Annotated in this window: 25 protein-coding genes; 13 read left to right on the forward strand and 12 right to left on the reverse strand. The window is 69.8% G+C overall.

What is annotated here, in order from left to right:
* The 4 genes from ACZ5DS_RS39825 to ACZ5DS_RS39840 all read right to left on the reverse strand — a co-directional run bounded on the left by ACZ5DS_RS39825 (position 1) and on the right by ACZ5DS_RS39840 (position 6,242).
* Positions 1–1,557 (reverse strand): fibronectin type III domain-containing protein, encoded by a 1,557-nt coding sequence (locus ACZ5DS_RS39825; protein ID WP_468248683.1) that lies wholly within the window; start codon positions 1,555–1,557, stop codon positions 1–3.
* Between the two features lie 76 nt (positions 1,558–1,633).
* Entirely contained in the window at positions 1,634–3,172 is a 1,539-nt protein-coding gene (locus ACZ5DS_RS39830) for a lipopolysaccharide biosynthesis protein (RefSeq protein ID WP_468248684.1), read from the reverse strand.
* A complete protein-coding gene (locus ACZ5DS_RS39835) occupies positions 3,169–4,752 on the reverse strand; it encodes a hypothetical protein (protein ID WP_468248686.1) in 1,584 nt (527 codons plus the stop codon). Before ACZ5DS_RS39835 ends, ACZ5DS_RS39830 begins: the two co-directional genes overlap by 4 nt.
* Positions 4,749–6,242, reverse strand: coding sequence for a hypothetical protein (locus ACZ5DS_RS39840; RefSeq protein WP_468248689.1), 1,494 nt, complete (start codon positions 6,240–6,242; stop codon positions 4,749–4,751). The genes ACZ5DS_RS39835 and ACZ5DS_RS39840 overlap by 4 nt, the downstream gene beginning before the upstream one ends.
* A 194-nt stretch (positions 6,243–6,436) precedes the next feature.
* Here ACZ5DS_RS39840 and ACZ5DS_RS39845 point away from each other — a divergent pair, with 194 nt between their 5' ends.
* Both ACZ5DS_RS39845 and ACZ5DS_RS39850 read left to right on the forward strand, forming a co-directional pair.
* Positions 6,437–7,417: an NAD-dependent epimerase/dehydratase family protein gene (locus ACZ5DS_RS39845; protein ID WP_468248691.1), complete on the forward strand. Its 981-nt coding sequence runs from the start codon at positions 6,437–6,439 to the stop codon at positions 7,415–7,417.
* Between the two features lie 28 nt (positions 7,418–7,445).
* Positions 7,446–8,645: a glycosyltransferase family 4 protein gene (locus ACZ5DS_RS39850; protein ID WP_468248693.1), complete on the forward strand. Its 1,200-nt coding sequence runs from the start codon at positions 7,446–7,448 to the stop codon at positions 8,643–8,645.
* A 6-nt stretch (positions 8,646–8,651) separates the two neighbouring features.
* On the opposite strand, the gene ACZ5DS_RS39855 is transcribed toward ACZ5DS_RS39850, so the two are convergent.
* The 3 genes from ACZ5DS_RS39855 to ACZ5DS_RS39865 are packed head-to-tail and all read right to left on the reverse strand — an operon-like array spanning position 8,652 to position 11,716.
* Complete coding sequence (locus ACZ5DS_RS39855; RefSeq protein ID WP_468248696.1) at positions 8,652–9,767, reverse strand: glycosyltransferase; 1,116 nt, start codon at positions 9,765–9,767, stop codon at positions 8,652–8,654.
* Positions 9,768–9,780: 13 nt separating this feature from the next.
* The gene (locus ACZ5DS_RS39860; protein WP_468248698.1) at positions 9,781–10,341 is read right to left on the reverse strand and encodes an LbetaH domain-containing protein; all 561 of its coding nucleotides are present in this window, start codon (positions 10,339–10,341) and stop codon (positions 9,781–9,783) included.
* Between the two features lie 13 nt (positions 10,342–10,354).
* A complete protein-coding gene (locus tag ACZ5DS_RS39865; RefSeq protein ID WP_468248854.1) occupies positions 10,355–11,716 on the reverse strand; it encodes an exopolysaccharide biosynthesis polyprenyl glycosylphosphotransferase in 1,362 nt (453 codons plus the stop codon).
* Between the two features lie 363 nt (positions 11,717–12,079).
* Here ACZ5DS_RS39865 and ACZ5DS_RS39870 point away from each other — a divergent pair, with 363 nt between their 5' ends.
* Entirely contained in the window at positions 12,080–12,952 is an 873-nt protein-coding gene (locus ACZ5DS_RS39870; RefSeq protein ID WP_468248700.1) for a beta-1,6-N-acetylglucosaminyltransferase, read from the forward strand.
* Between the two features lie 93 nt (positions 12,953–13,045).
* On the opposite strand, the gene ACZ5DS_RS39875 is transcribed toward ACZ5DS_RS39870, so the two are convergent.
* A complete protein-coding gene (locus ACZ5DS_RS39875) occupies positions 13,046–13,426 on the reverse strand; it encodes a hypothetical protein (RefSeq protein WP_468248702.1) in 381 nt (126 codons plus the stop codon).
* A gap of 420 nt (positions 13,427–13,846) precedes the next feature.
* The gene (locus ACZ5DS_RS39880; RefSeq protein WP_468248705.1) at positions 13,847–15,766 is read right to left on the reverse strand and encodes an AMP-dependent synthetase/ligase; all 1,920 of its coding nucleotides are present in this window, start codon (positions 15,764–15,766) and stop codon (positions 13,847–13,849) included.
* Between the two features lie 235 nt (positions 15,767–16,001).
* On the opposite strand from ACZ5DS_RS39880, the gene ACZ5DS_RS39885 reads away from it, so the two are divergent.
* The 9 genes from ACZ5DS_RS39885 (at position 16,002) to ACZ5DS_RS39925 (ending at position 22,809) form a co-directional block, all read left to right on the forward strand.
* Positions 16,002–16,616 (forward strand): vitamin K epoxide reductase family protein, encoded by a 615-nt coding sequence (locus tag ACZ5DS_RS39885; RefSeq protein ID WP_468248707.1) that lies wholly within the window; start codon positions 16,002–16,004, stop codon positions 16,614–16,616.
* Positions 16,617–16,752: 136 nt separating this feature from the next.
* Positions 16,753–17,250 carry a tyrosinase cofactor gene (locus tag ACZ5DS_RS39890; protein WP_468248709.1) on the forward strand — a complete coding sequence of 166 codons (498 nt, stop codon included), beginning with the start codon at positions 16,753–16,755 and terminating at the stop codon, positions 17,248–17,250.
* Entirely contained in the window at positions 17,234–18,100 is an 867-nt protein-coding gene (locus tag ACZ5DS_RS39895) for a tyrosinase family protein (protein ID WP_468248712.1), read from the forward strand. The genes ACZ5DS_RS39890 and ACZ5DS_RS39895 overlap by 17 nt, the downstream gene beginning before the upstream one ends.
* Positions 18,101–18,338: 238 nt before the next feature.
* The gene (locus ACZ5DS_RS39900) at positions 18,339–19,298 is read left to right on the forward strand and encodes a D-2-hydroxyacid dehydrogenase family protein (RefSeq protein ID WP_468248714.1); all 960 of its coding nucleotides are present in this window, start codon (positions 18,339–18,341) and stop codon (positions 19,296–19,298) included.
* Positions 19,299–19,446: 148 nt separating this feature from the next.
* A complete protein-coding gene (locus ACZ5DS_RS39905) occupies positions 19,447–20,826 on the forward strand; it encodes a condensation domain-containing protein (protein ID WP_468248716.1) in 1,380 nt (459 codons plus the stop codon).
* A 257-nt stretch (positions 20,827–21,083) separates the two neighbouring features.
* Positions 21,084–21,329, forward strand: coding sequence for a hypothetical protein (locus ACZ5DS_RS39910; RefSeq protein ID WP_468248718.1), 246 nt, complete (start codon positions 21,084–21,086; stop codon positions 21,327–21,329).
* A 90-nt stretch (positions 21,330–21,419) separates the two neighbouring features.
* Positions 21,420–21,761 (forward strand): hypothetical protein, encoded by a 342-nt coding sequence (locus tag ACZ5DS_RS39915; RefSeq protein ID WP_468248721.1) that lies wholly within the window; start codon positions 21,420–21,422, stop codon positions 21,759–21,761.
* 114 nt (positions 21,762–21,875) lie between these two features.
* On the forward strand, positions 21,876–22,145 hold the full coding sequence (locus ACZ5DS_RS39920; RefSeq protein WP_468248723.1) for a hypothetical protein: 270 nt from the start codon (positions 21,876–21,878) through the stop codon (positions 22,143–22,145).
* Between the two features lie 304 nt (positions 22,146–22,449).
* Positions 22,450–22,809: a hypothetical protein gene (locus ACZ5DS_RS39925; protein ID WP_468248725.1), complete on the forward strand. Its 360-nt coding sequence runs from the start codon at positions 22,450–22,452 to the stop codon at positions 22,807–22,809.
* A 134-nt stretch (positions 22,810–22,943) separates the two neighbouring features.
* Here the strand turns inward: ACZ5DS_RS39925 and ACZ5DS_RS39930 are convergent, their stop codons facing one another.
* The 3 genes from ACZ5DS_RS39930 to ACZ5DS_RS39940 all read right to left on the reverse strand — a co-directional run bounded on the left by ACZ5DS_RS39930 (position 22,944) and on the right by ACZ5DS_RS39940 (position 24,457).
* Positions 22,944–23,240 carry a hypothetical protein gene (locus ACZ5DS_RS39930; protein WP_468248728.1) on the reverse strand — a complete coding sequence of 99 codons (297 nt, stop codon included), beginning with the start codon at positions 23,238–23,240 and terminating at the stop codon, positions 22,944–22,946.
* A gap of 224 nt (positions 23,241–23,464) precedes the next feature.
* Positions 23,465–23,761, reverse strand: a complete 297-nt coding sequence (locus tag ACZ5DS_RS39935) for a hypothetical protein (RefSeq protein ID WP_468248730.1) — start codon at positions 23,759–23,761, stop codon at positions 23,465–23,467.
* A gap of 219 nt (positions 23,762–23,980) precedes the next feature.
* Complete coding sequence (locus ACZ5DS_RS39940; RefSeq protein WP_468248732.1) at positions 23,981–24,457, reverse strand: hypothetical protein; 477 nt, start codon at positions 24,455–24,457, stop codon at positions 23,981–23,983.
* Between the two features lie 503 nt (positions 24,458–24,960).
* Here ACZ5DS_RS39940 and ACZ5DS_RS39945 point away from each other — a divergent pair.
* Positions 24,961–25,698 (forward strand): hypothetical protein, encoded by a 738-nt coding sequence (locus tag ACZ5DS_RS39945; protein WP_468248734.1) that lies wholly within the window; start codon positions 24,961–24,963, stop codon positions 25,696–25,698.
* Positions 25,699–25,738 lie beyond the last annotated feature (40 nt).

Below are 25,738 nucleotides of genomic sequence, written 5' to 3' on the forward strand. Positions count from 1 at the left end.
TCAACCCCTGTCCGTCCGGCCGCCGTCTGCGGGCACCTTCACGGGCAGGGAGGGAGATCGGGGCGAGGTGCGGGTGCCGTTCGTCACCTCGATCGCGTACCGGTGGCTCGTGCCGGCGGGCACGGAGTCGGTGTGGCGCATCTCCGGCAGGTCCCAGGACGTGGACGACCTGGTCTGTCGCGAGACGAGCTTTCCGTCCCGGTAGAGCCTGTACGTCAGGGCGGCGGTGGTGCGGTCCCACGAGGCGCGCCAGCCGATGGTGACCTTTCCCGGGCTTGCGGCCAGGAGCGCAAGGGCGGGGGTCCGCGGCGCGCTCGTGGGGGGACGGGCGCCGAAGCGGGTGAGTCCCTGCTGTGGCCGGTCGTTGACCCGGGTGAACTCACCCCCGACCCAGAGGATGCCCCGGGCCATGGTCAGGGCGAGCGGCCCCACCCCCTCCCCGAGCCCGCCGTCGGTGTCCGGGAACCAGTGCAGGATGCGCCGGTCGGTGACGGACTGGGCCAGGAGGGTGTGCCGACGCCACTGCTCGGGAAACCCGCCGGGTGTCTGGGAGCAGTCGTGCGCGTGGGAGGCGCTGTAAAGGACGCCCTTGGCGGGCAGGACGGCCTGGGTGGCGCCGAGGCACATGTCCTTCCACACCATGGTGCCGTCGCGGAGCCGGCCCGCGATGCGTCCGTCGAAGACGCGCTCACCGGTCCCTTCGGCACCGACGTAGAAGAGGGAGCCGTCCTTGGCGATCGATTTGACCACCGAATCGGGCGGCAACCAGTCCGGATAGGTGCGGACCGTAGCCCCGGAGATGATGTCCAGCGCGGCCAGGGAGTGGGCCTGCCGGCCGTTGACCCACCCGAAATCACCTCCGACCAGGATTTCGCGTTGCGCGGGCACGGCCGACAGGGCACGGACCGGGAGGTCGACGTCCGCCTGGAAAGGCAGCAGGGAACCTCCGCGGGTGAAGGCGGCGACACGCTTCCTGCTCCGGCCGTCGACCACGTCGAAGTCGCCGCCCAGGTACACCTCGCGGTCGGTCGTCTCGACGGCCCGGACGGTGGCGGACACCGCGGGCCGGAAGTCCTTGCGCAGGGAGCAGTCGGCGGTGTTGACGGCTACGGCGTTGGCCACACCCTGGGAGCCGACGTGGCCGAAGGAGCCGCCCACGTACAGCACCCGCCCGTCGGGGGAGGCCTTCATGGCCCGTACCGTGCCCGCACTGTACGGGCCGGCACCATCGGTGAAGGACAGGGCGCAGGGCAGCAGTTTGCCGGTCACGGCGTCGAACGCGGCGAAGTTGTGCCGCCGGACCTTCCGGGTGCCGGCCGCGGCGCCGGGCGGGCGGACCGAGTCGAAGGTGCCTGCGGCGTAGACGACTCCGCGGGCGTAGGCCAGGGACCAGACGATGCCGTCCGTCTGCCAGGTGGCCAGCGGATCGGCACTGACCGTCGCCGGGTCATGGCCCGTGACCGCAGCGGCGGGAGAGCCGAGCAGCGCGCCTGTGCACAGGAGGGCAGCGGCAGCCGGGCCCGTGAGCGCCTTCTTGCGGAGCTGGCTCTGGCACAAAGGGACACCTCAAGTGGAGCGGGGACGAGGGCGAGGATGCGGACGGTGTGAGACCGGACCGTGAGACGTGACGGACTCACACGGTGCGACGGCGCATCACCTGGACCAGCTCGCTCACTCCGAGAGGCGTGCGGTATCGCCACAGAAAAGTACCAAATACCGACATTCCGACAGTCAGGCTGAGGGCGATTCCTGACGGTGTGTCACCCGAGAGGGTGCGTACGCCTGCCAGCACCACCGAGACGGCCAGGCCGGTACCGAGGGCACTTGTGTAGCCGGCGGCCACGGTCGTGAAGCCGAGGCGCAGCCGGACCAGCAGGGCGGCCGAGAGGTTTTCCACGATGATGGCCGCACCCCAGGAGACGGCCGCGCCGAGGATGCCCCACCGGGGCACGGCGAGCACGCCCACGGTGAGCTGCACCGCGAACGCCGCGGCGGTGCAGGCCAGATGCCACGAGCTCTTGCCGGCCATGAGCAGCACGGTCTGCGCGTTGCCGACCGCGACATTGACGATGGACGCGGCGCACAGCACCACCAGAGCGGGCGCCCCCTGGGCGAACTCCGGTCCGAAGACGGCGAGGACGGTGCGGGGAAAGCCGGCGAGGAGAACGAACAGCGGCCAGGAGAAGAGGACGACCCAGCAGGTCGAGATGCGGTGCAGATGGTGGGCTTCGGCGACCTCGCCGACCGCGAGGAGGCGGCTGAGCTGAGGTGCGACGGCCATGCGGACGGCGAGCTGGAGCAGGGTGCCTGCGGTGACGATGCGGCCGATGGCGGTGTAGATGCCCGCCTCGGCGTCGGTGGCCAGCGCCGACAGCAGGATGACCCCGATCCAGATCGCACTGATGTCGAAGACGGAGGAGACGGCGCGGGGTGCGGAGAACACCCAGAAGGCCCGCCAGGAAACGGACTCTCCGCCCGCGGGGGCTGCCGTGGTGCGGGGGGCTCTGCAGCGGCGCAGGCCCAGCCATGCGGCCGCGAGCCCGGCCGGCGCCGGCAGCAGCCAGGCCGTCGCCAGCGACAGCATCCCCGGGGCGCAGAACGCCACGGGCAGCGCGATCAGCACCCGGAGCACGGGCTTGCCGATCTGCTCCACGCAGACCAACGGCACCACGGTGCCGTATCCCTGGGCGGCGGCGAGCAGGACCAGGCTGACGGTGGCGGCCGGCAGGACCAGGCCGAAGAGCCGCATCAGGGCGACCGCGTCGGCGGGGGGCAGGTCGGGCAGGAGTGTGGTGGCCACCGCGGGGCACAGCAGCAGGGCCGCGGCGACCGCGGTGGCGGCCACCACCGCGGGCAGCACGGCCATGCGCAGCAGCGAGCCCACCGAGCGGCCACCGTTGAGGGCCAGATCCCCGGGGATGAAGCGGACGAGTCCGGTGTCGCCGCCGAGCTTGCAGACATTGCTGAGGATGGTGAACACGGCTACGCCCGTGAAGATCGCTCCGGCCCCGCGGACCCCGACCGCTCGGGTGATCAGGCCGACCAGCAGGAAGGCGAACACCGCGTTCGTGGCGGCACCCACCGCGCCCCACAACCCGCCCCGTGCGGCGGCTGCGACTGTGCTGCGGGGGGCGGCCCCGGTGCCGGGAGAGCCCGCTCCGGGCGCCGTCATCCTCTGGAGACCGTGAGCGTGTCGTGCTGTCCCGAAGGCTGTGCGGCCGGCATGACGCTGTCGGCCTGGGAACGGGGCTTCACGCGGCGGAGCACAGCGGCGCGCACGCCTCTCCGCGAGCGTCCGGCGTCGACCACGGCGCCCAGCAGGCGTCCGTCGGAGCAGCCGATCAGCTCGCCCACCTGCCTGAGGTCCTCCCGCCGGGTGTCACGTCGCGCGACGACCAGGACGCCTCCGAAGGGCTGGGCGACCGCCAGCGCGTGCGGGTGCTCCAGCAGGGGCCCGGTGGCGATGACCGTGGTGGGCGCGTCGGAGCCGGATGCCAGCTCGTCCAGCGCCTGGGACACGTCGGCCTGAAGGGATCGGCCGGTCCTGCCGCTGGAGCAGAGGGCGAACCGTCCGGCAGAGCCCGCGTCCACGAGGACACCCCCGTCGGGCACGGAGGTCTCGTGCTTGGCGCGTTCCGCCTCCGGCACGAGCGGCAGGCGTGCCGCAAGAACGGGCGCGTCGGGATCGGCGTCCACGAGCACGACCTCCCTCCCGCACTCCTTGAAGGCCGCAGCCAGGTTCGCGGCGACCGCCCCGGTGGCGTCGCAGCGCCGCGGGGTCACCACGAGAAGGCGGCCGGTGCCTTCCGAGAGCCCGGTCTGCGCCAGGCGGTAGGCCACCGACCGATAGGCCTGCGCACGGGCGCCGTTCGTGCCGCCGACCGTCAGCAGATCGTCGCCCGCCCGGCGTTCGCGGGGCAGGATGCCCAGCACGGGCGCGCGCAGGGCGTCCTGGACCTCGCGGGCCGACCGCACCCGGCCGTCGAGGGCCGAGCACAGCCAGGCCAGCAGGATGCCCAGGACGGCACCGCCGGCCAGTCCGAGGACCACCAGGGTCTGCAACCCGGGACCCGAGGGCCGGGCGGGTGCTACGGCCCGGCGGACGATGTCACCACCGTTGGTGTCGCGCGAGCTGATCTCGGACACGCGTTTTTGCAGGCTGCTGATCTCGCTCTTCACCGGGGAGGTGCCGCTGCCGTCGTCCGAGTCCTTCTTCTCCTGCCGGGTCAGCTTGGAGATCTGCTGTTTCATGCCGCCGACGGTCCGGTGCACTGCCGCGTCGTTACGGCTCTTGCGGTCGGCGAGGTAGGCCTCGGCCAAGGCGTTGGCGCCGCTCGCCGCGCGCCCCGGAGTGCCGGCGGTGAACTCGAAGCGGAGCACCTGGGACTTGGCCGGGTTGGTGACCCGGAGATGGCGCTGCAGTGCGGCGGCCTGACGGTCGGGCTGTCCCAGGGCGTGCGCGGCACGGACGGCGACGGCCGTGCCGGCGGCGATCTGCTGCTCGGTGCTCATGCTGATCTGGGTGTCGGCGGGGACGCTGACCGTGCCGAAGGGGTCGGAGCTGGCGCGGACGAGAACGTCACTGGTCGAGCTGTAGGTGCCGGCGCCGTACAGTGCCAGGGCCAGCCCGCCGAGCAGTCCCAGGACGGTTCCCAGCACCATCACCACGCGGTAGCGAAGGAGCAGGCGCAGTTGCTCACGGAGCTGGTCCCGTTCGTCGAACCGGTCGTCGAAGGGGAGGGAGCTGGTCACAGGTGGCCTCCTGCGTGCGGAAGTGATGCATGGGGGGTGGGGGCGGACAGCAGCGCCGGTGCGGCGCGTTGGGATACCCGGCGCGTCGATGTGGTGATGAACAGCGGGATCGTCATCATCAGCAGCATCGGGCCCGTGATGCCGAGCAGGCTGCCGCGCAGAAAGATCAGCTGGTAGAAGGCGAAGGCCGGGACGAGAAGAACCGCCAGGGTGTCCGGCCGGTCGAGGAGGCGGTCCCGCAGCTCGTCCATACGGCGCCCGGCCGCGCCGAGCAGGCAGAACACGAGGGCCACGGCAGCCGGGCCGCCCCACAGATAACTCTCGATCCACAAGGGTGCCGACAGGTTGAGGAAGTCGTAACCCGCGTACCGGGCGAGAGCGATGCCGGTGTCCTCGGGTTTGTCCGGCCACACCGACCGCGGCACCATGAAGAGGAGCGGGCCGAGGGCAGTCCGGGGGGAGACCCCCTTTTCCCGTGCATAGTCGAGGCCGGTCTGCATCTGCTGGAAGGCGTCGTAGTCGCCCTTGGCGGTGAACTGCTCGGCCAGCGAGACGACATGGACTGCCTGCCGGTCGTCGTAGCGGAAGTAGTCGCTGTAGGGGAAGACGACGAGCACCGTGGCGAGAAGGGCGCCGACGATCGCGCGGGTGGCACGAGGCCGGCACAGCCGGTCCACGGTGAACAGCAGCGTCAGCAGCACCGTGCCGGCCCAGAACCTCGGCTGGCTGATCGGGTTGTTGACGACGATGTTCAGTGCGGCAAGCAGGGGCAGCAGCAGCCGGCGGATGCCGCGCAGCAGGCGGTCGCCGCCCGGTAGGCGCGGCAGGCGCAGCAGGCTCAACAGCGCCCAGAAGGCAGGCACGGACAGTGACCAGCTGCGCAGCGGCAGCAGGAAGGCGTCCGACGAACCGTCCGGGGAGCCGGTCCCCTTGACCGCCTGACGGCTGGTGAAATACGCGGCGACTCCGCCCGGCTGGCCGGGAAGCAGCAGCACGGCGAGTGCCAGGGCGAGGCCGCACAGCAGCAGGACGCGCCAGGGCGCCAGGCGACGAGTGAGCAGCCGTTCCACCGCGCCCGGCCGGAAGGCGGCCGGGCGCGCGGCACGTGCGTGTTCGCGTCGGGCGGCGAGGGCGGTTCCGGCGCTGTACGCGAGCAGTCCGAGTTCGACGACCGCCACGGCCGCGAAGGAGGTTTCCTCGCCGGCCCGGTAAGGCCAGGGATAGGTGTCCGAGGTGAGCATCGTCACGGGTGCCAGCCCGAACCAGATGTAGGAGAACATCCAGAAGCCGAGACCGACGAGCCGGATCCTGGGCGCTGTGAGCACTCGGGTGAGTGCACCCCCGGTGTGCGCCACGACGACACCCTGCAGAACATGGGACACCGGTACGGGCCCGCTGTGCGGCCGGAGGACCAGGATCGGCAACAGGACGATCAACACCACGGCCCAGATGCAGACCGCAGGCACACTGCGGACATGAGGGTCCCGCATCGGGACCTCTGTAGCCAATGAGCGCTTGGGTGAAAACCTCACTGGCAGATATATAGCGCCGCTGTCTCTCAGATCAGCCCAGGCGCGCCAATACGGGATAAATCGGGCAAAAATGCATATCCTGGGGGCGCGGAAGTCCAGTGCCGGCACGGCCGACCGCACCCCATGTCTCCCGTTCGGCAGAGGAGTTGTCCATGAACAAGCAGGTCGACGCCGTCGTTGCCGGTGGCGGGGGATTCATCGGCGGGCACCTCGTGGGCGCCCTTCTCGCCCAGGGGCTGACGGTCCGCTCCATCGACATCAAGCCCCAGCGCGAGTGGTACCAAGTCCACCAGGACGCCGAGAACCTGATCGCGGACCTCTCGCTCCTGGACAGCGCACGCAGCGGCGTCCAGGGCGCACGGCACGTGTACATGCTGGCCGCCGACATGGGCGGCATGGGCTTCATCGAGAACAACAAGGCCGCGTGCATGATGTCGGTGCTCACCAGCACCCACATGCTGCAGGCCGCACGCGAGGCCGGTGTCGAGCGGTACTTCTACTCCTCCTCCGCCTGCGTCTACGCCGCCGGCAAGCAGACGGACCCGAACGTCACAGCGCTGAAGGAGGAGGACGCCTACCCGGCACAGCCGGAGGACGGCTACGGCTGGGAGAAGCTCTTCTCGGAGCGCATGTGCCATCACTACGCGCAGGACTACGGGTTCACCACCCGCGTCGCCCGCTTCCACAACGTCTACGGCCCGCACGGCACCTGGGCCGGCGGCCGGGAGAAGGCCCCGGCCGCGGTGTGCCGCAAGGTGGCCGAGGCCGTGCTCTGCGGTGACTACCGGATCGAGATCTGGGGCGACGGCCGGCAGACCCGTTCCTTCATGTACATCGACGACTGCCTGAACGGCACCCAGATGATCATGCGGGGTGACAGCGGCGTACCGGTCAACCTCGGCTCCTCGGAGCTCGTGACGATCAATCAGCTCGTGGACATCGTCGAACAGATCGCGGGCGTCCGCTGCGAACGCAGCTACCGGCTCGACGCCCCGCAGGGCGTGCGCGGCCGCAACTCCGACAACACCCTGATCCGCGAGATCTACGGCTGGGAACCCTCGATCCCCCTGGTCAACGGCCTGGAGAGGACCTATGGCTGGGTCTACGACCAGGTGAAGCGCTCGCACGGCTGAGCCCCCGGTGCGAGGACGCGACCAGCCGATGAGGATCTTCGTTCACGACTACAGCGGTCACCCCTTCCAGGCCCAGCTCAGCCGGGAACTGGCCCGCCGCGGGCACGCGGTGGTCCACTCGACCTGCACGGCCTATCTCAGCGGCAAGGGCGATCTCGTGGCAGACGTCCCGGGCCTGCGCTTCGCCACCATCGGGGACCGCACGGTGCTGAAGAAGCAGGCCTATGTCCACCGGCTGTTCCAGGAGACCCGGCTGGGCATCGAGCTCGCCCGGCAGGTGCGCAGCGCGAAGCCCGATGTGGCGCTGCTGTCCAACCTGCCGATTCCGGTACTCGCCGTGACCGCGGCAGTCCTGAAGCGGCTCCGGATCCCCTGGGTGCTGTGGCACCAGGACATCACCGCCGTCGCGCTCGAGCGCTTCGCCGCCGCCGCTGTCGCAGGCACGATGGGCCTCGCCGCAAAGGTGTTCGGTGCCGGCGAGAAGTGGGCGGCCCGACAGGCCGCGGCCATCGTGGTGATCGCCGACTCCTTCGTCCGGGTCCACCAGCAGTGGGGCACCGCCGACAAGGTCACCGTCATCCCCAACTGGGCGCCGCTGGACGAGATCGTTCCCGTGGCCAGAGCCAACGCCTGGTCGGACGAGCAGCACCTGGGCGACGTGAAAACCCTCCTCTACGCCGGCACGTTGGGCCTGAAGCACAATCCCGTCCTGCTGGTGCAGCTGGTGGAACGCCTGCGCCGGCGGGGCGAGCTGGTGCGGCTCGTGGTCGTCAACGAAGGCCCGGCCGTACCGGTCCTCCGAGAGGCCGCCGCCGCCCGCGGGATCGAGCCGACTCTGCTGCCCTTCCAGCCCTACGAGCGGCTGCCCGAGGTGCTGGGCACGGGCGACGTCCTCGTCGTTCTGCTCGAAGGGGACGCCGGGATGTTCTCGGTCCCGTCCAAGACCCTGTCGTACCTGTGCGCCGGGCGCCCGGTTCTCGGCCTGATGCCTGCCGACAACCTGGCCGCTCAGCTGCTGCATCAGGCCGGCTCGGCGGTCTTCCCACCGGACGAGTCATCGTTGGAGCCCGCCGCCGCCTGGGTCCAGGACGTCCTGTCCGACCCGGAACACGCAGCGTCCCTGGGCAAGCAGAGCCGCGTCCTGGCCGAGCGGGAGTTCGCCCTGGAGGGCTCCGCTTCCCGCTTCGAGGACATCCTCAGGGCGGTGACCGGCGCCTCGGAGCGCTGAAGCCGTTCAGCGACCCCGGTAGATGCCCTCCAGCCGGTCCACCACCGCGCGGATGGAGAAGACCTCCTCGATCGCCCGGTGCCCTGCGTCGACCAGCCGGCGGCGCAGCGATGCGTCGCCGAGCAGCCGGCTCACCGCCTCGGCCAGGGCCTCCGGGCTGCCGTCGGTGACCATCGCCGCCTGCCTGTGGGCCAGTTCCTCCGAGATGCCGCAGCTGTCCGTGCACACCACGGGGGTACCTTCGGCCAGCGCCTCCAGAACGGTCATGGGAAACGGCTCGTCCACGCTGGGCAGGACATAGACGGTGGCTTTGCGGTAGGCCTCCAGCGCCGCGGAGTGTTCCAACGGGCCGCCGTAGCGGACCACGTCGGTCAACCCGCGGTCGGCGATCAGCTGGTTCACCTGCGGCAGCGATCCCTCGTCCGTGCCGTAGAGGGTGAACCGTGCCTCCGGGATCTCCTTGTGGACCAGGGCGGCCATCTCCACGAACGCTTCGGGGCGCTTGCGTGGGTGCAGGCGGGCAAGGAAGATCACCTGGTCGGCGCCGCGCGGCCGCTCGTCCCCCACCTGACGGGACAGGCGCATACCGTTGGCCAGCGCCACCAGCGGCGGCTGCTCGGCGCCCAGGACCGCGGACAGGGCCCGCCGCTCCCGCAGGGTGAGCACAAGGCAGCAGCGCGCCCGCCGGAGCAAGGGGACGAAGACGCGGTCGAAGACGCGCGCGACGACAGCGGTCCGGGGCTCGACCATGCCGTGTGTCTGGACGACGAAGTCGACGCGCCGCAGCCGGGCGACGGCGAGCGCGGCCAGCGAGACGAGGTCCCTTCCCACATGGAGGTGGACGGCGTCGGCGCGCCCCATGGCCCGCCACAGATCCCGCAGCAGCAAGGGGTGCATGAGGCCGAGGCATCCCTGGCCCGGGACAACGGTCCGCGCCGGGCGGGAGACGAAGGGGACGGCGTCGATGCGTCGAGGAGCCGGTGTTCCGCCCCGCCACAACGACACCAGCCGCACGTCGTGACCGCGGGCGGCCAACTCCTGCAGTTGGGCGATCGCCACGCTCGGCGGGCCGCCGAAGGTCCCGTCGTCGCTGACGAGCGTGACCACCTGGACCACTCTCATGCCCTGACCTCTCTCATGCCCTGACCTCTGTCATGGATGCGGACGGATTCGTCCTCGGCGCGCCGCCCGGAGCGAGGACCGTGCCCGGCGCCAGGTCCCGGTGCGCCACGGCACCGGCGCCCACCACGGCGCCCTGACCGACGGTGACGCCGCGCAGGACGACCGCCCGGGCGGCGACCCAGCTGCCGGGCTGCAGCCGGATGGGGCCGTTGTCGAACTCGAACGTGGCAGACCGACGCAGATGGCTGCCCGTGCACAGCAGCGCGCCCTGCGAGACGCAGCAGTCGTGGCCGATCGTGACGGGTTCGAGGTTGAGGATCCAGGCGCACTCGCCGATCCACACGTCGTCCCCGACGTCCAGCTTCCACGGCCAGTGCACCCGCACCCCGTGCCGGATCAGGACCCGCTCCCCGACGCGGGCGCCGAAGGCGCGCAGCAGCAGCGGACGCCAGCGGGCCGGGAACCACCACTTGACGAAGACGAGATGGAGGACGGCGAACCAGGCGGCCTGGACGGGCACAGGCCGCCCCTTGTCGTATCCGGCACCGGTGAACCCGCGCAGGGACCACGTCACTTCGGCGTACCTTTCAGTAGGCACCTTGGCCGTCCAGCACCGCTCGCACGGTCCGGGCCATCACGTTGACGTCCCCCGCCAGGGACCAGTTGTCGATGTACCGCAGATCGAGCGCGACCGTCTCGTTCCAGGAGAGGTTCGCTCGTCCGCTCACCTGCCACAGACCCGTCAGACCGGGTTTGACGGTGAGCCGGCGCTTTTCCACCGGGTTGTACTTGACGACCTCTTCGGGCAGCGGGGGGCGCGGTCCGACCAGTGACATGTGGCCGAGCAGGACATTGAACAGCTGGGGCAGCTCGTCGAGCGAGTAGCGGCGCAGGATGCGTCCGACGGGGGTGATCCGGGGGTCACGACGCATCTTGAACATGTGCCCGTCGTTCTCGTTCGCCTCTTCCAGCTCGTTCTTGAGCCGGTCCGCGCCCACCACCATCGTGCGGAACTTCCACATGGAGAACTGCGTGTTGCAGCGGCCCACGCGCGTCTGCCGGTAGAGGGCGGGGCCGCGTGAGCCGAGCCGCACCGACAGTCCCACCAGCAGGAGCAGGGGGGAGAGAAGGACGATCAGCAGCAGGGCGCCGACACGGTCCACGAGGGCCTTGAACAGCGCCGGAACGCCGCGGCGCAGGGGTGGCGCGATGTGCAGCATCGTCAGTCCGGCGGCAGAGGTCGCCCGGAGCCGGCGGCGTGCCACGTCGACGATGCCGGGCAGCACGATGAGGGGGCAGTTCCGGTCGTGCAGCGCCCAGGACAGCCGGCGCAGCCGCTCGCCCGACATGTGGCGGCTCACCGCAACGAAGACCAGATCGGCCGCCAGTTCGTCGACGGCGCCGAGTACCCCTACCGCGTCCGACTCCGGTGTCTGGGGCGCCTCGCCGGCCAGCCGTACGCACACGGCGACGCCCGAGGACACCGGGCCCTCGCCCACCGCGCAGGCACCGACGACGACGTATCCGTGGTCGGTGCGCTGGGCGAGCTGCGCGACCACGGCGTCGACCATGGGGCCCTCGCCGACGACCAGGGCGCGACGCAGGGCGCGGGCGTCCCGCCGTGCGGCCCGCAGATGACGGCGGATCATCTTCTGACATGTCGCGGTGAGGACCAGTGCAGGCAGCAGCGCGGTGAAGGCCTCCATGGGGAGGCTGTTCAGTCCGCACAGCACAGGGAGTGTGGCCAGAGCACCGACCAGGATCAGCCAGTCCCTCAGGACGGTCCGCAGATCGACCCCGTCGGCCCAGATCCGGGACGCATAGCGCTTGCTCGCCACCCCGATCAGCGGCCACAACACAGCGGCAACGGCGGCCAGGAGCAGCCGATGTGGCTCTCGGACCTGGACGATCGCCATCGCAAGCGGCAGCGCCGCGCCGGCGAGATCCACACAGGCGGAGAGCGCGCCGTACCGACAGGCCCGCGGGCCGTCGCGGTGAACAGTTCTGTACGGCGTGGAGAAGGGCGCCTGCCCAGACACCGCGTTGGTGGACCGCCCCATGGCTCTCCTTAGAAGCCTCAGCCACTCTCACGTTCATCGGTTACTACTTATATCAGGCATACTTCACAAAACCTTGTCTTTCGGTATTTATGCGGCCTCTGTTCCGGACTTCACCAGGGGGTGCCGATGCGGCTTTCGGCGACGCGCCATTCGGGGGACATCCCTCCCGCGCGCCAGCGAGCCCACGACGCGACCCAGGGCCTCACGATCACCGTGGGGGAGAAGCCGGTACGACCGAGGGAGGACAGAACGATGCCGGTATTTGCCGTGCTCGCCCACACGGAACCCAAGCTGTTCGCCCGGCTCGTCGAGCGGCTGGCGCCGTACCCGGTGGTGGTCCACGTCGACGCCCGGTCGCGAGGTGACGACTTCGCGGGAGTGCCTCGGACCACGTACGTCCGCGACCGGGTCGCCGTGCGATGGGGAGGCTTCTCCGTCGTCCGCGCAACGCTCGCTCTGTACCGCACGGCGCTGGAGTTCGCGCAGCCCTCGGACCACATCGTTCTGCTGTCCGGGCAGTGCTATCCCGCCCGGCCGGTCGACGAGTTCGCCGACCATCTCGCGTCGGCCCCGTTCCGGCAGCACTGCCGGGCGGCCGCGGTGCTCGACGGCAAGGCCACCGCGGGCCGCGTCCTCAAGCGGTGGTATCTGGACGCCGTTCCGACCGGCCCCGGGCCGACCTACCTTCCCCGCGCCCTGCTGCGGAGAGGCATCTCGGAGCTGGCCCCTCGACGCAGGCCTTCCGTGTTCGGTGACATCGAGCCGGTGGGGGGCAGCCAGTGGACGGCGTTGACCGCCGACTGCGTCGCGGATCTGCTGGGCAAGGCCGAGGATCCCCGCTGGGAGAACCTGTTCCGTACGACGCATGCGCCCGACGAGATGTTCTTCCACACGCTGCTCTGGAACAGCGGCTGGCGAGACGGGGTGGAGGACCCGGTGCTCCGGCCGATGGCCGGGCGTGTCACCGCCGACTTCACCAACTTCCACTACCTGGACCGGCAACTCAAGGGCACCAGGACCCTGGCCGATCTGCCGGCGATCGAAGCCTCCCGGATGTACTTCGTCCGCAAAGTCGCGTCACCGGAGTCGGCGGAGCTGCTCGATATCCTCGACAGACGAGCGTGATCTGATCGTCCGCTGCGCTCCCGGCCCCGGGAGGCGCAGCGGACGCAGGAGAGTCGGCGGGTGCCGGGCGCGAGGCGTCCGGCACCCGGTGTCCTAGCGACGGGCCGCGGCCCGGCCCCGCCGGTACAGGACGGTTCCGGCGGCCAGCAGCGCCGCGCTGGCGGCCATGGCTCCGAGGGTGGTCTCGGTGCCGGTCTCGGCCATCTCGGGAGGCTTGGGCGCCGGCGGGGTCTTCTTCACGGGCGGGGTCTTCTTCGCGGGCGGTGGGGTGGTGTGCCGGTGAGGCGGTGTCGGGGTCGTCTTGATCGGCGGCGGCGGGGGCGTGGGCGAGTCCTCGCCGTAGCAGTCGCAGGGCTGGTCACTCGGCTCGTCGCCGTAGCCGTAGTCGTCGCCGTAGCCCCCGGTGGAGGCCTTGTCACTCGACTCCGTCGTGGGGGTGGAAACCGTGGCCGCATCCCTGTGCGCCTGCTGCACGGCGGTTTGTGCGCGCGAGATCGCCCTCAGGGCACTCGACTCACCCGGGATGTACCGCTCAGTCGTATCGCCCGACTGCACAGTGTGTGAGTCGGCCCCTGTCGCCTGCGGACCGGAGTCCGCGATCGCCCACGTGCCGGACAGAGTCAGGGCACTTGTCGCGGCGGCGGCCACGACCAATCCCTTGCTCAGGGTCTGTCGCACTCTCGTTGTCTTCCTCTCAGCGGGGAATCGGAAGCCCGGCCCTGGAGCCGGATGAAGGGGATGCTCCGGGCTCCGCAGGGTCGTCGCAGGGTCCGTGATGCCGCACGTTCACACGCGCCACGACCTGCAGACTGTGAACGAGATATGGAAGGCGGAAGAAACCGGAAGGCATGAAATACCGGGAAATTCACCCGATCGCCCGTCTGCGCCCGACGCTCACTCGCCGTACAGTGCCTCGATCTGTTCCGCGTACGCGGTCGTCACGGCGTGCCGCTTGACCTTCAGGGACGGGGTGAGCATCCCGTTCTCCTCGCTGAACTCGCCCTCGACCAGAGCGAAGGCGCGGATCGACTCGGCGCGTGAGACGGCCTCGTTGGCGTAGTCCACGGCCCGCTGCACGTCGGCGCGCATCCGCGGGTCCTTGAGGACCTCCGACATCGGTGTGTCCGGGGGCAGTTTGCGGACCGCCAGCCAGTGGGCCACCGCCTCGGCGTCGAGCGTGACGAGGGCCGCGACGAAGGGGCGCCGGTCGCCGACGACGAGGCACTGGCCGACGGGCGGGCGGCTGCGCAGGCGGTCCTCGAGGACGGCCGGGGAGACGTTCTTGCCGCCGGAGGTGATGAGGATGTCCTTCTTGCGGCCGGTGATGGTGAGATAGCCGTCGGCGTCGAGGGAGCCGAGATCGCCGGTGGCGAACCAGCCGTCGGCGAGCACCGCGTCCGTGGCCGCCGGGTTGTTCCAGTACGCCCCGAAGACCACCCCGCCCTGGACGAGGACCTCCCCGTCGTCGGCGATGCGCACCGCGGTGCCGGGGACCGGGAGGCCGACCGTGCCCGGACGCGGCTTCAGCGGCGGGACGATCGTGGCGGCGGCCGTGGTCTCGGTCAGGCCGAAGCCCTCGTACACGATGATGCCGGCCGCGTAGAAGAAGAGGTTGAGGTTGCGGTCGAGCGGGGAGCCGCCGCTGATGGCGTAGCGCATCCGGCCGCCGAGTTCCTTGCGGATGCGCCGGTAGACCAGCAGGTCGTACAGCGCCCACGCGGCGTACAGACCGATCCCGGGGCCCTTGCCCGTGCCGAGGAACTTGTTCAGGTACGCCTCCCCGAAGCGCACCCCGATACGGTCCGCGCGGTCGAAGGAGGCACCCCGGCCGATCTTCTCGGCGGTGGCGCGCCCGGTGTCGTGGATCTTCTCGAAGAGATACGGCACACCGACCAGGAAGGTGGGCCGGAACTCCCTGAGCATCGGCCGCAGTTCGTCCGGCTTGATGCTCGGGCAGTGGCCCAGCTCGATCCGGGCCAGCAGACAGGCGATCTGCAGGGTGCGGCCCAGGATGTGCGCGAGCGGCAGGAACAGGAGGGTGGCGGCGACCTGGCCGGTGACCTCCTTGAAGATCGGGTGGAGCAGTTCGACCGTGTTGGCGGCCTCGGCGTACAGGTTGGCGTGGGTGAGCACGCAGCCCTTGGGGCGTCCGGTGGTTCCGGACGTGTAGCAGATCGTGGCCACCGCGTCGGGCGTCACGGCCGTACGGCGCTTGGTGACCTCCTCGTCGGGGATGTCCCGGCCGAGGTCGACGAGTTCGGCCAGCGCCTGGTCGTCGAGCCGCCAGATGCGCGGGGGTTCGGCGTGGCCGGCCGTGCCGGTGCCGACCGTTTCGGCGTTCTCGGCGGTCTCGGTGACGACGAAGCGGGCACCGGAGTCGCGGACGATCCACTCCACCTGCTCGGCGGAGGAGGTGGCGTAGACGGGGACGGTCTGCCCGCCGGCGGCCCAGATCGCGAAGTCCAGGACCGTCCACTCGTAGCGGGTGCGGGACATCACGGCGACGCGACCGCCGGGTTCGAGGCCTGCGGCGATCAGCCCCTTGGCGGCGGCGGTGACCTCGCGGGCGAAGGCCGCCGCGGTCACCGGGCGCCAGACGCCGTTCTCCCGGCGGCGCAGGACCACGGCGCCGGGCGCCTCCTCCGCGTTGGTGAACGGGATGTCGGCCGTGCTGCCCCCGGCACTGCGGGGCGCCAGGGGAGCCGTGCGGACCTCGCGCACCGTCCCGTTCTCGTCCCTGATCAGCTCGACCCGCGTACGCGCCGCCAAGTCGGTGCGCCGCTGCGCCCGTTTCAGATCCCTGCGTACGCCCATGACGGCTCCCGGTCGCGGCTCGGCGGACGTGCCCACGCGGCTTACTGCCAAGTCAACTTACTCACGCGTAAGAGTTGGTCAATGGGGCCGGCGTGAGCAAGCGCAAGGGCGTTGTCGCTCCTGAAGGCGCGGCGTCGGCCACGCCGTCCCCCGATCGTGTGGAGCATCGGCGGCCCTCCTCCGGTCGGGTGAGCGGGCACCGGACCGTCCCGCAGGGTGCCGATAGGGTCGCGCGGTGACCTCAACCCCCGGCGAAACCCGCCCTTTCCGCCCGGCGGCGAGCGGCGGCCGCGGCTTCGCGCTGCTCCTGGTGCTCACGGGCGCGGCCGGGCTGCTGGCCTCCTGGGTCATCACCCTCGACAAGTTCAAACTGCTCGAAAATCCGAACTTCACACCGGGGTGCAGTCTCAACCCGGTGGTGTCCTGCGGCAGCGTCATGAAGAGCGCGCAGGCCGCGGCCTTCGGCTTCCCCAACCCGATGCTCGGTCTGGTGGCCTACGGCGTCGTGATCTGCGTCGGCATCAGCCTGCTGGCCGGCGCCGCCTTCCCCCGCTGGTACTGGCTGACCTTCGACGCGGGCTGCCTGTTCGGGATCGGGTTCGTGTCCTGGCTGCAGTTCGAGTCGCTGTACCGGATCAACGCGCTGTGCCTGTGGTGCTGTCTGGCGTGGATCGCCACGATCCTGATGTTCTGGTACGTGACGTCGTTCTGCGTACGACACCGGTTCCTGCCCGCGCCGGCCCCGCTGCGGGCGTTCTTCGCCGAGTTCACCTGGGTGCTCCCGCTGCTGCACATCGCAGTCGTCGGCATGCTGATTCTGACCCGCTGGTGGGAGTTCTGGACCAGCTGACCACTGCGGCACCGGGCGCCGGCCGTTGCGTCGACGGCTTCGGTGCTCGCGTCACCGGTCCGGCCGCACGTCGGTGACCGGGAGGGCGGTCCGGCGGTTACCGCTTCGTACAACCGAACCGGACGAGGAGTGAACGATGGTCCTAGGCCTCGGCGGAGCGCCGTTGGGCGGGCAGCGCGGGACGCCGGTCGCGGGCGGAGAGCAGCCCACGGGCGGAACACGACGGGACATGACACGCAGGCTGCTCGCCTCGGCCGCCGCCGTGGCGCTCGCCCCGGTGGCCGCGGCCTGCGGCCGGCCCCCGCGCACCCCGGACGACGGCCGGCAGGCCACCGCCTTCGACGAGACCTACCACGGCCGCCGCATCCGCGGCGTCGAGGTCCGCACCGCACGGCGGGCCGCCGACGGCCCTTGGGAGGTCACGATCGACGGCCGCCCGCTGCACCTGATGCGCCGTGCCGACGGCAGCTGGCTGAGCATGATCGACCACTACCGCTCGTACCCGACCCCGCTCGCCGCGACCCGCGCGGCGGTCGACGAGCTGGGTCCCGGAGAGCAACTGCGTGACGTGGCACCGGGACCGATGGGCGGGGGGCCGACACAGCTGGGTGGTGAGCATGGCGTACACGCGTAAGAACGTCAGCAGGCTGACCCGCACCGAGCGGCAACGGTTCGTGGGCGCCCTGCTGGCGGTCAAACGGAGCGGCGAGTACGACGAGTTCGTACGAATGCATATGACCTACTACAAACCCGACGGCGAGAAGGGGCTGCGCGCCGCCCACATGGCACCGTCCTTCCTGCCCTGGCACCGCAAGCTGCTGCTGGAGCTGGAGCGGGCGCTGCGCCGGGTGGACCCCTCGGTGACGGTGCCGTACTGGGACTGGACCCGCGACCGCACGGCCACCTCCCTGCCGTGGACCGACGACCTGCTCGGCGGCAACGGGCGGCGCTCGGACCGGCAGGTGATGACCGGCCCGTTCGCCTACCGGGCGGGCCACTGGAAAATCACCGAGGGCGTGACCGACGGGGAGTTCCTCACCCGTGACCTCGGCCGCGCCCGCAACCCGATCCAGCTGCCGACCGGTCGCGAGCTGGAGTCGGCGCTGGCCGACCCGGTCTACGACACGGCGCCCTGGGACTCGACGGTGACCAAGGGGTTCCGCAACCGGCTGGAGGGGTGGGGCGTGGGCCGGGGAAGCGTGTCCTGGCACAACCACAACCGGGTGCACCGCTGGATCGGTGGGGTGATGCTCGGCGGCGCTGCCGTCAACGACCCCGTCTTCTGGCTGCACCACGCCTTCGTCGACCTGCAGTGGACCCGCTGGCGGGAGCGGCACCGCAACCACCGCTACCTCCCGGCCGAGCCGCCCGGTGCGCACGATGCCCAGCACCGCCGGATCGTGGCTCGGCACGAGCAGCTGCCGCCGTGGGACGTGACGCCGGACGAACTGGAGGATCTGAGCGGGATCTACCAGTACGAGTGAGACGCTGCGCGGGAAGAGCCCCGGTGGTCGAGGCGCGGGGCTCTTCCGCAGGTGTGGGCGGACTTCTGAACAGGGCGTTCTGCGAGGCGACTTCGCCGAACGGCCGGACCTCGGCTCGCCATCTCGCTCTCACCGGGCACCCGTTCACCGGCGCGGGGCCGGCAGTGATGGACTGGAACCGACCGAGGCCCCGGCCTCGGCGCGACCACGAACCACACTGACTGGGGAGACAACCGCCATGCGACTGCGCTGTGCCGTGCTCGACGACTTCCAGAACGTCGCGCTCTCGTCCGCCGACTGGTCCGCCGTCCAGGACCGGGTCGAGATCGTGAGCTTCCACGAGCACATAGCCGACGAGAACGAACTCGCGGGCGCGCTCGCCGACTTCGACATCGTGGTCACCCTGCGCGAACGGGTTCCCTTCCCGGCTTCCCTGCTGGACCGTCTGCCCCGCCTGAAGCTGCTCGTCGCCTCCGGCATGCGCAACTCCGCGCTCGACTACGCGGCCGCCGAGCGCAACGGGGTGACGGTGTGCGGGACGGCCAGCTCCTCGACCCCGCCCCTCGAACTGACCTGGGCGCTGCTGCTGGGCCTCGCCCGCAACCTGGTGACCGAGAACGGCGCGTTGCGCGCGGGCGGCCCCTGGCAGTCCACCGTCGGTGCCGACCTGCACGGCCGCCGCCTCGGCCTGCTCGGTCTCGGCAATATCGGCAGCCGGGTCGCCCAGGTCGGCCTCGCCTTCGGCATGCAGGTCAGCGCCTGGAGCCAGAACCTCACCAAGGAGCGTGCCGACGAGGTGGGCGTCGAACTGGCCGCCGCCAAGGAGGAACTCCTGGAGACCAGCGACTTCGTCTCCCTCCACCTCAAGCTCGGCGACCGCACCCGCGGGCTGCTCGGCGCGGCCGAACTCGCCCTGCTCAAGCCGACGGCCTACCTGATCAACACCTCACGCGCGGGCCTCGTCGACCAGGACGCGCTGCTCGCGGCCCTGCACGAGGGCCGGATCGCCGGCGCCGGCGTGGACGTCTTCGATGTCGAACCGCTCCCCGCGGACCACCCCATGCGCACCGCTCCGCGCCTGCTCGCCACCCCGCACCTGGGCTATGTCTCGCAGGCCAACTACGCGACGTACTACACCCAGGCCGTGGAGGACATCCAGGCATTCCTGGCGGACTCCCCGGTACGCCGACTCGGCTGACCCGCTGATTTCCCGTCACCATCGGCTGATCGCTTCGCCGTTCGAGACACCACACGTTCCGCTGAAAGTCCGGCGACACGGAGGCAACCGCCCGCGCGTATGGCACTGCCTTGATCGATTCTGTGCCTTCTGCGAACGGAGACGCCCCGTGCGAATTTCTGACATCCAGCGCTGCGAGGTACGGCCCGGACGGCTTGTCGAGTGGACGTTCAGCCCGGCGACCGTCGCCGCGGCGACAGCGCTCCCGCCGGATCCGCGGCCACCCGCGTACATCCAGGAGGGACACATCAGAACGGCGCGGTCGGTGCGCGAGGACGGCCTGTTCGTGCCGACCTGGCTCGGCTCGGCGTTCGACCTGCCGGGTCGCGTCGACCTCGACGCGCTGGAGGAGGCGCTGCGCGGCTGGACGCTGCGGCACGAGACGCTGCGCAGCGGCTTCCGATGGGCCGGCGACGACATGCGCCGGTTCACGCTCGACCGCAACGACGTGTCGCTGCGCCGCGAGGTGGTCGGCGACTTCGCCGACGCGGGCACGCTGGTACGGCACCTGCAGGACCGATTCGACGTGGCGGCGGACGCGCTGGGCTGGCCGAACTTCATCTACGCGGCGGTCGTCCGCGACGACTCCACCAGCGTGTACCTGGCCTTCGACCACACCAACGTCGACGCCTACTCCCTGCACCGCATCCCGGACGAGATCGACGAGTTGTACACGGCACGGCTCGCCGGCCGCGCCGTGACCGCGACGCCGGTCGGCAGCTATGTCGACTTCTGTGAACTGGAGCGGGCGAACGCGGACGGGATCGACGACACACACGCGATCGTCGCCCGCTGGCGGGAGTTCATCGCCCGGTGCGACGGGAAACTGCCGAACTTCCCCGTGGATCTCGGTCTTGACCCCCAGGGCGGGCTGCCCGTCCAGAAGCTCATGCGCGAGTGGCTCGTGGACGCGGACGCCGCCGCCGCGTTCGAGGCGTACTGCAGGCGCCACGGCGGCAGCCTCGTGGGAGTCCTGGCCGCGACCAGCATGATCGTCCACGAGATCGGCGGACAGCCGGTCTACCGCACGGTCGTGCCGTTCCACACCCGGCTGAAGTCCACCTGGTCGGACTCCGTGGGCTGGTACGTCGGCGGCGCGCCGATCGAGGTACCGGCGGCACGGGACTTCGACGAGGCACTCACCGCGGTGCGCGCCGAACTGCAGGCCAACCGGCCGCTGGCGCGCATGCCGCTGGCCCGGGTGCTGCGCCTGCTCGGCGCGGACTTCCGCCCGACCTCGCCCGACCTGTACTCGATCGTCTCGTACGTCGACGCCCGCGCCATCCCGGGCGCCGAACGCTGGACCGAGCAGAAGGCGTACGGGCTGATCCGGGTGTCGTACGGCGACCAGGTGTGCGCCTGGTTCAACCGCCTGCACGAGGGCCTGTGGTTCGCCTGCCGCTACCCGGACACCGACGTGGCGTACAAGAACATGCGGCGGTACGTCGAGGCGATGCGGGACCTGATCCTTTCCGTGGCATTTTCATAACACCGGACACGTCACGCGCCTGCTTCGAATAAGTACCCCTATTTAATACCGGTGTTGGCGTATCTCATTGTGCTGATCACCTTATCTGCACCCAACCCGGCCCGATGCAGGGCTACTTGACGAAGACGAGGGTCATGTCCCCCCGCAGACACGGATATCCGCCGATGTGGAATACCCCGAATCCTTACTGCTAGTGTTTATCCAGTCACGGTAGGCAATCAGCCTTCTTGTACAGGCAATGAAGAACCGAGGGTTCCATGCGCAAGCTTCAGCAGGTCGTGATCGCAGCAGTGGCGGCCGGCGGTCTGACCGCCGTCGGTGCCGGCGCCGGTACCGCCTACGCTCACGGCGGCGGCGGGCTGGAGGTGAACGACCTCTACCGCCCCTACCAGGAGTGCAGTCCGCAGACGGCGGCCGAAGGCAGCGTCCCGATCGGCGTGCTCGGTCTCGCCCAGACCCTGCACACCACCTGCGGCCAGTTCAACAACGCTTTCACTGGCTGAGGTCGGCAGCATCGTCGCGTTCGACCTTCCGCGGGACCCTTCGGGGTCACCCCCCGAAGGGTCCCGCCCCTCGCAAAGGAAACGCATCACATGATCAGTAGGAAGAAGATCGCGGCCATCTCGGGGTTCGTTGGCGGCCTCGCCGTGACCTGTACCGGTGTCACCCAGGCGTACGCCGCAGGGGGTCCGGGCGTCTGCACCCGCGACCTCCAGGGCAACATCACCTGCATCCAGCGGATCCAGGGTGAGGTGCCCGAGGGCGGGTACATCCCCCACCACGAGAACTGCCTGCCGACACAGCCCTTCATCCTGCCCGCCGCCCTGGGCAACGGGACGATGCGGATCGGACCCGAAGTGACCTGTTCCGAAACGACGTCGGGGCGGCCGGACAAGGCCGACGGAAATACGGAGTTGCCCGACCTGCTGGGCTGAGTTCCCGAGCGACACGACGTATGGAGCGAAGATCCCAAATTGCTACGTATTGTGTGTATAAGCTCACATTACGTAGTCAACAGGGCTTCGTGCCCTAGTGAGAAAGGGTCAACCATGCGTAGGTTTCAGCGCGCTGCAGTCGTAGCGGCAGCGGTTGCGGGGCTTTCCGCCCTCGGCGTCGGCGTCAGCTTCGCCGGCGGCTACGACGACTACCCCCAGGGGATCAGTGCCGTGGCCAACTCTCAGTCGACGGCCAACGCCGTGGCCACGGGGGGCGGCTACAGCTACGGTCAGCCGCAGGCCCAGCCGCAGGCTCAGCCGGAGAAGTACGCGCCTGAGGAGGGTGGTTACGGCCAGTACTCCGCTCCGGAAGGCGAAAAGTAAAGAGCGCCGAGGTCTCGATGCGCATGTATTAGCGTTTTGTCGCACGTGACTTCGGGTGTCACCTCAGGCGCATCGACATCCTTTGGAACACCTTATGCACATCGCACGAACTGAACGTCCCTGTCCTGGATCAACTCGGGCTGTTCAACGGTGTGCTGAGTAATACCCCCCATGGCGAAGGCAGCCCGGACGTGCAGCAACCCCACCAGGGTGCACGTCCGGGCTGCAGCATTTCCCCAAGGCCCGGGCGCACGCCGGTCAACGGCGCATGCGGACGGGCCGCCATTGCAAAGGAACACAGCACATGTTCACTCGGCAGAAGATCGCCACCGTCTCGGGGCTCGTCGGAAGTCTCGCCATGATCTGCGTCGGTGCCGCGCATGCGTATTCCGATGAGCCTTCAGGCGACTGCAACGGTAAGGCGCTTGGTGACGCGATCTGCGTTCACAAGAGCGAGACCCGCGCCGACAAGCACGGTAAGCATGTCGTCAAGCAGGAGCAGGACTGCTCGACGGTCGACCGGCCGCGCCTGGTGTTTCCCGCGGAAGAGCTGCTGACCGGCGCACCCACGAAGGTCGGGCCGGTTGTGGAGTGCTCCAACACCGTGAAGGTGCCCAAGGGCTTCAAGAAACCGCACATCAAGAAACCCCACATCGAGTTCTGAGGCGCGATCGGCAAATGCCGGACCAGGTTCGTTTCCGGTCCGGCATTTCTTCTTTGCGGGGCGTGCGTTCTGGCGACATGGAATTCCCCGGTGTCCCGGCCTGCAGCCGGAACACCGGGGAATTATTTTCTGACTTACTTGCCGCCGACGGCGTTGTTGCAGCCCATGGTCGAGCCCAGGGACGACTCCTGAGCACCCGGGTTGCCCTCGCCGTTCAGCAGGTTGCCGCCGAGGCCGTTGGCGATGCCGACCTCGCCGAGGACGTCCGCGTTCAGGTCGTGCGACCTGCACGTGGTGCTCTGCAGGACGCTGAAGCCGCCCCCGCCGCCCTTGCCCCAGCCGCCCTGGTCGGCGTGGGCGGCGCCGGCGCTCAGGAGTCCGACGCTTCCGAGGGCGGCGACCAGGACGGCAGCCTTGCGGAGCTTGTGCATGTTTTCTCCGTGGAATGAAGTGGATCGCGATCTGTGAGAGATCGACTTCGTACAGTGACGGAGGGTAATAGGAAATATCCGAAGACAATCGGCGACGCGCCGAATTCGGGCAATTCTTGTCACCTTGGACGCCTGTTCGGCGCGCAAAAAGAGTCCCGGCGCCGGGTGTTGACTCGGCGCCGGGATCATTTCCCGCTGTTGCCGCCTATGCGGCTGTCGTGCGACTAGAAGGCGCTGTTGTTGCAGCCCATGGTCGAGCCGATGTGGGTGGCCTGGGCACCCGGGTCGCCCTCGCCGTTGAGCGCGTTGCCCAGCAGGCCGTTGAGGATCCCGACCTCGCCGAGGACGTCGAGGTTCAGGTCGTGCGACTTGCAGTTGGAGCTCTGCAGGACGCTGAAGCTGTCCTTCTTGCCCTCGCCCTTGCCGCCCCAGCCGCCCTGGTCTGCGTGGGCGGTGCCGCCCACGAGCGCGATGCTGCCGAGGGCAGCGACCAGGACGGCAGCCTTGCGAAGCTTGTGCATGTCTTTCTCCGTGGAGTGAAGTGGTTGCGATCTGTGGCAGATCGACTTCTTACGGTTACGGGAGGCTAATACGAAATACCCCAAAACGGACAGCGGCGCGCCGATTTCATGATCTCTTGCTGAAACCACCCGAAAGCCGCAGCGCACAGAAACGGGCCCTTCGGGGGCGATCCCCGAAGGGCCCGTGTCGGGCGTGGGTGTCCGGCCGCGCGGTGGTCCCTAGTGCGCGTGCGCGTTGGCGAGGGCGTTCGACTGGCTGTTGGCCTGGGTGCAGTTGATGCCGTGGGTCTCGGACGCGGCGAGCAGGGCGACCGGGACATTCGCGTCGAGCAGGGACTGCGGACTGCACTCCTGGGACGGACGGAAGAGGTTGCTCTGCATCGCCGAACCGCCCTCCCCCGGGGTCGCCTGAGGGGAGATCTGCGGGTTGATCTGCGGGCTCAGATTGGGGTTGACCTGCGGGGTGACCTCAGCGCCCCGCTGCGGGGCGGCCTGTTGCGGGGCCGGGTAGCCGTAAGTCTGCACGCTGGCCTGAGAGGAGGTCGCCGTGGCGGCGTGGGCGTCCGGCTGCGAAACGGGGGGCGGAACAGCACCGTTGTAGGTGCCGGGAACGGCGGCGGAGCTGGGGCCGGCGCCGACGGCGGACAGACCTCCGGCTGCTGCGACGACGAGCGCGACTTGCTGGAGCTTGCGCATGAAACCCTCGGCCCTTCATTGACCTGTGCACGGGACGTATGGAAATGCTGATGAGCCAGTGCCGCGGTTGCGGTTCTCGCTGCCCTGTACGGCTGCGCTGGACCATCGCTCTGGCCCCGTGGGAACGAGATGAGCAGGGAAGCGGATACGGGTGCCGGGCCGCGGTCACCCATTTGACACAAGGTCGTACGAGCCTCAACTCCCCATCTCTGGCTGCTCTGTTAATCCTGACCGGGTGCAACCGGCCGTCAATGGCAAATGGGTGACGGAGTTTTGGATCCCGTGACCGGGTCGGGGGAAATGTCGTTGCCAGCAGGGAGAGGGCAGCGACCGTGGATCACAGTGGGGCAAGGGATTCGCTGCCGGCTCCGGCGTGAAGTCCGTGTGCAGCCGCGGGGATTACCCCTGTAACGACGCAGTACGAATATCGGACTGAACGCACGCGAGACTGCACTGAAGACAATGATTTCCCTGTTCCAGGTATTGAAGGACCGAGGGGTTCCATGCGCAAGCTTCACAAGGCCGCGCTCGTCGTAGCAGCAGCCGGCGGTTTGTCCGCCATCGGCGCCGGCGTCAGCCATGCCGAATCTCCCGTCGGATACGGCGGTGTCGCTCCGGCGCCCGCTCCCGAGTACCCGGCACCCCAGTACGCGGCTCCTCAGTACGCAGCCCCGGCGCCTCCTCCCCAGTACGCGCCACCGCAGTACGTGGCCCCCCAGTACTCGCCCCCGTACGCGCCGAGTGGCCCGCAGGCCGCGGCATCGTCCGGCGCGGCGGGCAACGCACAGGCCGCCGCGCCGCAGCCGTACGCCCCGCCGGTCATGCAGGCCCCTCCGCCGCCGCCCCCGCCGCAGCAGCAGACCGGTTACGCCTCCGCCTCGGCCTCGTCGGGAGGCTTGGCGCAGGCCTCCAACGCGCCGTACGCCCCGCAGCCTGCGCCGCAGGTCGTTCAGGCCGCCCCGCCGCAGCCGGCGCCGCAGGTCGTGCCGCAGGTCAGTCCGCAGTCCGCGCCGCAGGTCATGCCGCAGGTCGCCCCGCAGGTCGCCGTGCCCCAGACCTTCGGCGCGACGGAGGCCCCGCCGCGTGTCGCCCCTCAGGTGAACCCTCAGGTGAACCCGCAGGTGAACCCGCTCGTCAACCCGCTGGTCGCGCCGGCGGGTGCACCGCAGCTGGCCCCGCTCGGCCTCGGACAGGTCGCCGCGCCTCCCGTCGGCCAGCTGGGCCTTCCCCGACTCGGCTGACGCCCTCCCCGGCATCGTCCGCCGTCCCAACTCGATCTGC

It is taken from the genome of Streptomyces sp. NPDC031100 (genome assembly GCF_055570785.1).

Bases quoted from the DNA above. Each gene is read 5' to 3' on its own strand.
- ACZ5DS_RS39910 (WP_468248718.1), top strand. From the start codon at position 21,084: ATGCGCAAGCTTCAGCAGGTCGTGATCGCAGCAGTGGCGGCCGGCGGT.
- ACZ5DS_RS39940 (WP_468248732.1), bottom strand. From the start codon at position 24,457: ATGCGCAAGCTCCAGCAAGTCGCGCTCGTCGTCGCAGCAGCCGGAGGT.
- ACZ5DS_RS39915 (WP_468248721.1), top strand. From the start codon at position 21,420: ATGATCAGTAGGAAGAAGATCGCGGCCATCTCGGGGTTCGTTGGCGGC.
- ACZ5DS_RS39930 (WP_468248728.1), bottom strand. From the start codon at position 23,240: ATGCACAAGCTCCGCAAGGCTGCCGTCCTGGTCGCCGCCCTCGGAAGC.
- ACZ5DS_RS39830 (WP_468248684.1), bottom strand. From the start codon at position 3,172: ATGACGGCGCCCGGAGCGGGCTCTCCCGGCACCGGGGCCGCCCCCCGC.
- ACZ5DS_RS39935 (WP_468248730.1), bottom strand. From the start codon at position 23,761: ATGCACAAGCTTCGCAAGGCTGCCGTCCTGGTCGCTGCCCTCGGCAGC.
- ACZ5DS_RS39900 (WP_468248714.1), top strand. From the start codon at position 18,339: ATGCGACTGCGCTGTGCCGTGCTCGACGACTTCCAGAACGTCGCGCTC.
- ACZ5DS_RS39945 (WP_468248734.1), top strand. From the start codon at position 24,961: ATGCGCAAGCTTCACAAGGCCGCGCTCGTCGTAGCAGCAGCCGGCGGT.
- ACZ5DS_RS39880 (WP_468248705.1), bottom strand. From the start codon at position 15,766: ATGGGCGTACGCAGGGATCTGAAACGGGCGCAGCGGCGCACCGACTTG.
- ACZ5DS_RS39850 (WP_468248693.1), top strand. From the start codon at position 7,446: ATGAGGATCTTCGTTCACGACTACAGCGGTCACCCCTTCCAGGCCCAG.
- ACZ5DS_RS39925 (WP_468248725.1), top strand. From the start codon at position 22,450: ATGTTCACTCGGCAGAAGATCGCCACCGTCTCGGGGCTCGTCGGAAGT.
- ACZ5DS_RS39890 (WP_468248709.1), top strand. From the start codon at position 16,753: ATGGTCCTAGGCCTCGGCGGAGCGCCGTTGGGCGGGCAGCGCGGGACG.
- ACZ5DS_RS39845 (WP_468248691.1), top strand. From the start codon at position 6,437: ATGAACAAGCAGGTCGACGCCGTCGTTGCCGGTGGCGGGGGATTCATC.
- ACZ5DS_RS39920 (WP_468248723.1), top strand. From the start codon at position 21,876: ATGCGTAGGTTTCAGCGCGCTGCAGTCGTAGCGGCAGCGGTTGCGGGG.
- ACZ5DS_RS39840 (WP_468248689.1), bottom strand. From the start codon at position 6,242: ATGCGGGACCCTCATGTCCGCAGTGTGCCTGCGGTCTGCATCTGGGCC.
- ACZ5DS_RS39895 (WP_468248712.1), top strand. From the start codon at position 17,234: ATGGCGTACACGCGTAAGAACGTCAGCAGGCTGACCCGCACCGAGCGG.
- ACZ5DS_RS39855 (WP_468248696.1), bottom strand. From the start codon at position 9,767: ATGAGAGTGGTCCAGGTGGTCACGCTCGTCAGCGACGACGGGACCTTC.
- ACZ5DS_RS39870 (WP_468248700.1), top strand. From the start codon at position 12,080: ATGCCGGTATTTGCCGTGCTCGCCCACACGGAACCCAAGCTGTTCGCC.